Here is an 8,116-nt window from a genome sequence, read left to right on the forward strand (position 1 = left end):
GCGCGGTGTCGGCGGCCGCGACGTCACCGCGCTCCAGATGCACCGAGCCGATGAGCCGCGCGCAGTGGCCCACGGCCCGGTCGTCGCCCAGCCGCGCGGCCAGCTCGGCGGCCTGGGCCAGGAAGTGCTCGGCCTCGGGCAGATAGCCCTGCTCGCGGGCCGCCAGCCCGATCGCCGCCAGGGCGCTGGCCTGGCCCCGCTCGTCGCCGAGGTCCCGGAAGCGCTCCGCCGCCTCGGTCAGGTGCCGGCGCGCCGCCGGGAAGTCGTCCTGCTCGTAGCGCACCTGCCCCAGGCAGGCCAGCAGCACCGCCTCGCCGTGCACGTCCCCGCCGCGGCGCACCGCGCCCAGGGCCGCCCGGTGCGCGCGCTCCCACAGATCGGGCACGCTGTGCAGCACGTACGTCGAACTGCACAGCACCGCGGCCAAGGCCAGCGCGTGCGCGTGCAGGCCCAGCTCGGCGGCGCGTTCGACCGCCAGCACCAGCGAGGTCTGCTCCGCGTCGAGCCAGCCGCGCGGGTCGGCCCGGGCGGCGGGGTCGACGTCGGCGTCCGGGGCCGGCGGGGCCACCGGCAGGATCATGCCGGACGTGGCGTGGTCGGTGATGTGCTCGCTGAGCTGGTTGAGCACCGCCGACCAGGCGCCGGCCACCCGGGCGGTCGCGGCGGCCAGCACCTCGCGCGGCTCGTGCTGCTCGGCCTGCTCCCGCGCGTAGATGCGCACCAGGTCGTGCAGCCGGTAGCGCACGTGCCCGCCCGCGTCGACGTACGTGTAGTCGACCAGGTGCGCGTCCACCAGCCCTTCGAGGATCCGCTCCGCCTCCGGCACGCCCACGTCCAGCGCGTACGCGAGCACCCACGACCGGAAGTCCGACAGCCCCAGATGCCCGAGCAGATGGATCGCCGTACGCACCCGGGGGCCGAGCCCGGCGAAGCTGAGCCCGATGCTGACCCGCAGCCGCCGGTCACCGGCCGACAGCTCGTCCAGGCGGCGGCGCTCGTCGCCGAGCCGGGCCGCGAGCAGACCGGCCGTCCACTGCCGGCGCGTGGCCAGCCGCGCCCCGGCGACCCGCACCGCCAGGGGCAGGTTGCCGCACGCCGCGACGATCGCCGCGGCGGCGTCCGGGTCGGCGTCGATGCGCTCGGCGCCGGCGACCCGGGCGAGCAGGGCGGTCGCCTCCGCGGTGGGCAGCAGGTCCAGCTCGACCAGCCGCGCGCCGTCCAGCCCGGCCAGCCGCGCCCGGGAGGTCACCAGCACCGACGACGTGCCGCTGCCCGGCAGCAACGGCCGGACCTGCTGCTCGTCGGCGGCGTCGTCGAGCACGATCAGCATGCGGCGGGTGGCGAGCAGGCTGCGGTACGCGTCGACGCGCTCGCCCGTACCGTCGGGCACCGCCGCCTCGGGGTGCAGCGCCCGCAGGAACCGTCCCAGGATCTCCGCCGGCGAGGCCGGGGTGTCGGTGTTGCCGCGCAGGTCGGCGTGCAGTTGCCCGTCCGGATGGTCGCCGGCGGCGCGGTGCGCGACATGCACCGCCAGGGCCGACTTGCCGATCCCGCCGGGCCCGAGCAGCGCCACCACCGCCGGCCCCGGCGCGGTGAGCAGCCCGCCCAGCTGCGCGACCAGGCCGGCCCGCCCGGTGAAGTCGGCGGCGTCGGGCGGCAGCTGCGCCGGCGTCAGCGCGCGCAGCGGCGCCGGTGCCGCCGGGGCCGGACCGGGCTCGCCGCGCAGCATCGCGTCGTGCAGCCGGGTCAGCTCCGGCTCCGGCTCGATGCCCAGCTCCTCGATCAGCGTCTCGCGGCCGCGGCGATACACCGCCAGCGCGTCCGCCGTACGCCCGGAGCGCTGCAGGGCCAGCATCAGCTGCCGGCGCAGCGGCCCGCGCGTGGGATGCGCCTCCACCAGCGCGGTCAGCTCCCCGACGAGGTCGGCGCCGTGGCCGGCGGCCAGCTCGGCGTCCAGGCGCGCCTCGGTGACGGCCAGGCGCTGCTCGTCGAGGCGGGCGGCCTCGGCGGCCAGCACCCTGCTGCGCACACCCCCGAGCGCCGGGCCGTGCCACACCGCGTCGGCGGCCCGCAACGCCTCGGCCGCCTCCCGGTGCCGGCCCGCCCCGGCTGCGGCCCGCCCCTGCTGCACCAGCTGCTCGAAGCGGTCCCGGTCCAGCTGCCCGGCCTCGACGCGGATCAGATAGCCGGGGGCGCGGGTGATCACGATTGCCGGCGGGTCGTCGCCCAGGGCGCGGCGCAGCGCGGACACGTACGTCTGGATGAGCGCCCGCGCGGTGGCCGGCGGATCGTCGTCCCACAGGATGTCCACCAGCCGGTCGGCGGGCACCACCCGGCCCGGCTCGAGCAGCAGCGCCGCCAGCAGGGTGCGCACCTTGGTGCCCCCGACCTGGCGCGGCCCGCCGCCGGACGCCACCCCGACCGGCCCCAGCAGCCGGAACTCCATCCACGCCCTCCGTCGGTGCCGGCCCGGTGATTGCTGCGCACTGTACTGCCGGGCCGGGCCTACGGCGAAATTGCAGAGAAGGTCCAGCGTGGATGGTGAGGCTGGGCCTTCACGGGGGCGGTGGGGCGGCCCCGGCCGCCCCACCGAGGGCCGCGCGGAAAACCGGTCGCCGCCGGCAGCGCGCCCGGCGACACTGCACCGGTGACCTTGCACCAGGACGAAGTGACCGCCGGCCCGGAGACCGTCACCGCGCTGCTGGCGGCGCAGTGCCCGCAGTGGGCGGGGCTGCCGCTGCGCCCGGCCGGCGCCGGCACCGAGAACACGATGTGGCGCCTCGGCGACGACCTGCTGGTACGCCTGCCGCGCACCGCCGAAAAGGCGGCGCCCCTGCGCAAGGAACGCACGTGGCTGCCCCGCCTCGCGCCGCAGCTGAGCCTGCCCATCCCGGAGCCGGTGTTCGCCGGCGCGCCCGGCCCGGGCTTCCCGCTGCCCTGGGCGGTCTTCCGCTGGATCGACGGCAGCCCGCCCGGCCCCGGCACCGTCACCGACTGGCCCGCGTTCGGCGCCGACCTGGCCGCCTTCGTCCGGCAGCTGCACGCGATCCCCCTGGCCGGCGCCACCCGCGGCGGCGAGCTGAGCTGGTACCGCGGCGGCAGCCTGCGCGACTGCGCCGGCTGGGACCTGCAGTTGACCGGCCGCCTCGCCGAGCTGTGGCAGGCCGCGCTGACGCTGCCCGACCCCGACCGGCCGCCGGTGTGGCTGCACGGCGACCTGCGCCCGGCCAACCTGCTCGCCCGCGACGGCCGGCTCGCCGCGGTCATTGACTTCGGCGCGCTGTCGGTGGGCTGGCCCGACGCCGAGCACGCCGCGGTGTGGGACCTGCCCGCCCCGGCCCGCGCCGCCTACCGCGAGGCCCTGGCCCTGGACGACCTCACCTGGCAGCGCGCCCGGGCGTGGGCGATCGTCGTCGGCGCCAGCGGGGTGGTCTACTACCGCGACAGCTGGCCGGAGTTCGTCGCCGAGTGCCGGGCCCGGCTCGACGCCGTCATCGCGGAGAGCTGAGCAGGGCCGCCGCCAGCCCGGCGACCACCCGGTCGTCGTCGTGACGCAACCGGTGCAGCACGTCGGCGGTGACCGGCGCCGGCAGTTCGGCCAGGGCCTGCACCACCCGGATCCGCACCGGCGCGGGGCCGTCCAGCTCGGCGAGCAGCGCACCCAGGACCATGCCGGCGTGCGTGGCGGCCAGGCTGCCCAGCACCTCGGCGGCGTCGACGTCGCTGGTGCCCGCGACGATCATCGCCACCAGCACCGGGACGGCCTGGGCCTCGCCGCGCGCCCCCGCGGCGAGGGCGGCGCAGGCGCGTACGCCCGGATCGCCGTCACCCAGCGCCCCCGCCAGCGCCGCGGCCGCCTCGTCGCCGGGCAGCTCGGCCAGGGCCAGCACCGCACGGCGGCGTACCCCCGGATCGGTGTCATGCAGCCCGGCCGCCACCGGAGCGACCGCGTCGGCGCCGGCGCGGGCGAGGGCCCAGCGCAGGGCGCCCGCCACGTTCGGGTCGGCCTCGGCCAGCGCCGCGCCGGCCAGCACCTCCGGCGGCGCGTCGCCGGCCAGCACCGCCTGCTGACGGCGGGCGGCATCCGGCGAGTCCAGCCCGTGCAGCAGCTCGACGATGCGCAGCACCTGCTCCCAGCCGCCGGGCGCCGACGCGTCGACCGTGCGCAGCCGGTCGAGCAGCTCCTGCTCGCGGCGCAGCCGGTCGCTCGTACGCCGGATCAGGTCCTGCACCAGCGCCGCCGGCGCGAACGCGGGGTCCTGCAGCGCGCGGGCGACCTCGCGCAGCGACAACCCCAGCGACCGCAGGCTCTCCACGTGGAAGATGCGCCGGATGTCCTCGCCCGCGTACTCCCGATAGCCGCCCACCGTGCGCCCGGTCGGCCGCACCAGCCCGAGCGCGTCGTAGTGCCGCAGCATCCGGGTGCTCACCCCCGAACGCCGCGCCACCTCACCGATCAGCATGGTCCGGATCCTGCAGCATCACCAGCGTGGCCCGCGCGTGGGCCCGCACGCCGGGGTCGCCGCCGACGCCCGCGCGCCGCAGGAGCGGCTCGCTGACGTCACCGAGCGCGGCCAGGGCCCGGCTGAGGCTGCGCCGCACGTCACGCCCGCCGCGGCCCAGCTGGGTGACCAGGGCGGCGGCCAGCTGCGCCCGCTCGTCGTCGGGCACCAGCACCACCGCCGTACGCCAAGCGGTGCGCGCCACCTCGTCGTCGGCATCGCGCAGCAGCTGCGGGGTGATGTCCGGCCACGCGCGCCGGTCGCCGATCTTGGACAGGGTGTGCAGTGCCTGGCTGCGCGCCTGGGGGTGCGGTGACCGCAGCTCCGCGCGCAGCCGGGGCACGGTGAGCTCGGCGGGCAGCCGGGTCAGCGCCCAGGTGAGCATGTCGCGGACGAAGAAGTCCGGCTCGGTGCCGCACCGGGCGACCAGGTCGTCGAGGAGCGCGGGATCGGCCCGGGTCCCGGCGGCCAGCGCCGTCTGCAGCCGGGCCGATGCGGTCGTGTCTGCCATGCCCCCCAGTGAAAACCTTGTCACGGTGTCAAGGTCAAGCCTCGCTCAGGCGGGTTCCCGCTTCTTGCTCAGGCGGGTTCCCAGGCGACCAGCCGGTCCAGCACCCGCCGGTCGCCCTCCAGCGTCAGTGTCTCGAGCGGGATCCGCCCGTAGAAGCTCATGACCAGCTCGTTCGCCGTGCCCAGCCCGCGCAGGTCCACCGGCTCGCCCTGCGGCGTGCTGACCCGCGCCCCGGCGGCGGACAGCTCCAGGCGCCAGGCGTCGCCGCCGGGGATCCGATACTCCAGGGTGGCGGGCTCGTGCGGCCACGGGCTGGCCGTGGCGACACAGGTGCGCAGGAACTCGTCGACCCCGTCGCGCGCGACGTCGTCGGGCAGCGGCTGGGCGTCGCCCACGGCCAGCTGCGCGTCGTAGGTGTGCACGGCCATCTGCTGCAGCTGGTGGCGGGCGACGGCCCCGGCGGTCTCCGGCGACTGCGACGTGCTCCACCAGGTCCAGCAGCCCCGGTCCGGCCCGGCCGCGCGCAGGGCGTCGAGCAGCTGGCGCACCGACTCGTCGTACCAGGCGAGCAGGGCGTCCCGCTCGCGCGGCGCCGGCGGTACGTCCACCTCGGCGGGCCCGTCGGCCGGACCGGCCGCCACGGTGGCCGCCCACCGCCGGCGCCCCTCGCCCAGATGCACGACCAGATCGAACAGCGTCCACTCGGGGCAGGAAGGCACCGTCACGTCCAGGCTCGGCGCGGCGGCCACCACGGCCCGGAACACGCCGGCCCGCTCGCCGAGCAGCCGCAGGAGATCATCAAAAGTCACTCGCGCTGTCTATCACCGCGCGACCGCCGGTGCACGCCGATATCCCGCCAGTGCCGGGGGCGCCGCCGCTGTGGCACCGCACGGCGGCGGCGCTGCTCCAGCGGATGAGCGTTTGGTCGTCGAGGAGCAGCGCGGCCGCGCGGAGTGGTCCGTCGTGGAGGGAGGAGACCGGTTGCCGCCTTCTGGCACGCTGGGCGCCGTGATCGACGATGTCGCGAAGGGTCTGCTGCACGACCGGCTGCGGGCGGTGCGTGAGGTGCTGGTCTGGAAGCTGGAGGACCTGCCGGAGTACGACGTGCGCCGTCCGCTGACGGCGACGGGGACCAATCTGCTCGGCCTGGTCAAGCACCTGGCGACGTGCGAGGCCTGGTATTTCGGTGCGGTCCTGGGCCGCGAGTCGCCGGAGCCGCTGGGGCGCTGGCAGGACGCGGACGGCAGCGATCTGTGGGTGGCGCCGGAGGAGAGCCGCGACCAGGTCGTCGCGTTCTACCGGCGGGCCTGCGAGCATGCGGACGCGACGATCGCGGCGCTGCCGCTCGACGCGCCGGGCCATGTGCCGTGGTGGTCGCGGCCGGAGGTGACGTTGTTCCAGGTGATGATCCACATTCTGCAGGAGACGACCCGGCATGCCGGGCACGCGGACATCCTGCGCGAGCAGCTCGACGGGCGGACCGGGCTGCGCCCGGAGTTCGAGCAGGCCGCCGATCCGGCGGCCCGGGCGGCGTACCGGGAGATGGTCGAGCGGGCGGCTCGGGCCTGGTCTGAGCGGGGGCCGCAGCCCGGTCCCGGCCGAGGCCCGGAGGCCGCGGTCACCAGGTGACGGGCAGGGCGGCCAGGCCGTAGACGATGGACGTGTCGCGGGTGGGCAGCCGCGCGGGGTCGGCGGCCAGGCGCAGGCCGGGCAGGCGGCAGGCGAGGCGGGACAGGGCGATGCGCAGTTCGGCGCGGGCCAGGGGCTGGCCGATGCACTGGTGCACGCCGTGGCCGAAGGCGAGGTGCTGGCGGGCGTCGCGGTAGGGGTCGAACTCGCCCGGGTGCTCGAAGACGTCGTCGTCGCGGTTGGCCAGCGACAGCAGGGCGGTGACGGGGTCGCCGGCGGCGATGCGGCGCCCGCCGACGGTGGTGTCGCGCACGGCCTGGCGGGGGATGCCGGTGCGTACGACGGTGAGGTAGCGCAGCAGTTCGTCGACCAGGGCGTCGAGGCCGGCCTCGCGGGCCGTCGCCAGGCGCTGCCACTGCCCGGGGCGCTGCAGCAGGAGCAGCACGGACAGGCCGATCATGGTGGCGGTGGTCTCGTGGCCGGCGACGAGCAGCAGCAGGGCCATGCCGATGAGCTCGCCGATCTCGAGCTCGCCGGTGCGCACGCGGTCGCTGACCAGCCGGCCGAGCAGGTCGTCGCCGGGGTGGCCGCTGGTGCGCCGGGCCTCGATGAGGGTGCCCAGGTAGACGCGCAGGGCGGTGATGGCCTCGCGCAGGGCTGCCGGGCCGGCGTCGCGGTCGACCAGGGTGCGGCTGTGCTGCTGGAAGAAGGCGTGGTCGGCGTAGGGGACGCCGAGCAGGTGGCAGATGACCAGCGACGGGACGGGCAGGGCGTACGCGTCGATCAGGTCGGCGGGCCGGGGCCCGGCGGCCAGGTCGTCGAGGGCGTCGTCGACGACCCGGGTGATCACCGGTTCGAGGCGCCGCACGTTCTTGATCATGAATTCGGCGGTGAGCATGCGGCGCAGCCGCAGGTGGGCCTGGCCGTCCATGCGGATGAACCCGCCGCGCCGGCCCTCGGGGCTCTGCGGGGGCAGGGGGCGCAGCAGCGGGAATCCGGGCCGGTACATGTCGGCGCTGAACGCGTCGGAGCGCAGCAGCTGTTTGACGTCCTCGTGCCGGGTGACCAGCCAGGTCCACCCGCCGGTGGGCAGCCGCACCCGCGTGACGGGCCCGTCGAGCGCGCGCAGGTCGGCGGCGGCGACGGGGGTGAACGGGTCGCCGTCGGGGCTGCGGAACGGAAACAGCGGGAGGTCGGACACACAAACCCCCTCAGCGGAAAGTAGCGAAACGGTCTCCGTGCGCTACGTTATCCGCCGAGGGGGAAGAGAACAACAAACGTCGATCTATTTGGGTTCGATGGCGCCGGTGGCGAGCAGGACCATCAGCAGGCTGCCCAGGACCAGGCGGTAGCCGATGAAGATCGAGTACGAGTGCTTGGCGATGAACTTGAGCAGCCACGACACGGCGAGCCAGCCGACGACGAAGCTGACGATCGTGGAGGTGATGGTGGCGGGCTGACCGGTACTAATAGG

Annotated in this window: 8 protein-coding genes; 2 read left to right on the forward strand and 6 right to left on the reverse strand. The window is 76.1% G+C overall.

Features of this window, described 5'->3' with window-relative positions:
* On the reverse strand, positions 1-2,446 hold a 2,446-nt coding region (locus RBH18_RS41695; protein ID WP_306216038.1), incomplete at its 3' end, for an AfsR/SARP family transcriptional regulator.
* Between the two features lie 201 nt (positions 2,447-2,647).
* Between RBH18_RS41695 and RBH18_RS41700 the strand changes: the two genes are divergently transcribed.
* Positions 2,648-3,508 (forward strand): aminoglycoside phosphotransferase family protein, encoded by an 861-nt coding sequence (locus RBH18_RS41700; RefSeq protein ID WP_306216039.1) that lies wholly within the window; start codon positions 2,648-2,650, stop codon positions 3,506-3,508.
* On the opposite strand, the gene RBH18_RS41705 is transcribed toward RBH18_RS41700, so the two are convergent.
* The 3 genes from RBH18_RS41705 to RBH18_RS41715 form a co-directional block, all read right to left on the reverse strand.
* Positions 3,492-4,463, reverse strand: a complete 972-nt coding sequence (locus tag RBH18_RS41705) for a HEAT repeat domain-containing protein (RefSeq protein ID WP_306216040.1) — start codon at positions 4,461-4,463, stop codon at positions 3,492-3,494. The genes RBH18_RS41700 and RBH18_RS41705 overlap by 17 nt on opposite strands.
* Positions 4,450-5,013, reverse strand: a complete 564-nt coding sequence (locus RBH18_RS41710; protein WP_306216041.1) for a HEAT repeat domain-containing protein — start codon at positions 5,011-5,013, stop codon at positions 4,450-4,452. Before RBH18_RS41710 ends, RBH18_RS41705 begins: the two co-directional genes overlap by 14 nt.
* A 68-nt stretch (positions 5,014-5,081) precedes the next feature.
* Entirely contained in the window at positions 5,082-5,822 is a 741-nt protein-coding gene (locus RBH18_RS41715) for a maleylpyruvate isomerase family mycothiol-dependent enzyme (protein WP_306216042.1), read from the reverse strand.
* A 199-nt stretch (positions 5,823-6,021) separates the two neighbouring features.
* On the opposite strand from RBH18_RS41715, the gene RBH18_RS41720 reads away from it, so the two are divergent.
* Positions 6,022-6,642, forward strand: a complete 621-nt coding sequence (locus RBH18_RS41720; protein ID WP_306216043.1) for a DinB family protein — start codon at positions 6,022-6,024, stop codon at positions 6,640-6,642.
* Here the strand turns inward: RBH18_RS41720 and RBH18_RS41725 are convergent.
* Positions 6,632-7,843, reverse strand: coding sequence for a cytochrome P450 (locus tag RBH18_RS41725; RefSeq protein ID WP_306216044.1), 1,212 nt, complete (start codon positions 7,841-7,843; stop codon positions 6,632-6,634). The genes RBH18_RS41720 and RBH18_RS41725 overlap by 11 nt on opposite strands.
* Before the next feature lie 84 nt (positions 7,844-7,927).
* The coding region (locus RBH18_RS41730) for an undecaprenyl-diphosphate phosphatase (RefSeq protein ID WP_306216045.1) at positions 7,928-8,116 on the reverse strand (189 nt) is incomplete at its 5' end.

The sequence above is a fragment of the Actinoplanes oryzae genome (genome assembly GCF_030757795.1).
Taxonomy (GTDB): domain Bacteria; phylum Actinomycetota; class Actinomycetes; order Mycobacteriales; family Micromonosporaceae; genus Actinoplanes.

Excerpts from the sequence above, each read along its gene's own strand:
- RBH18_RS41705 (WP_306216040.1), bottom strand. The coding sequence starts at position 4,463 with ATGCTGATCGGTGAGGTGGCGCGGCGTTCGGGGGTGAGCACCCGGATG.
- RBH18_RS41710 (WP_306216041.1), bottom strand. The coding sequence starts at position 5,013 with ATGGCAGACACGACCGCATCGGCCCGGCTGCAGACGGCGCTGGCCGCC.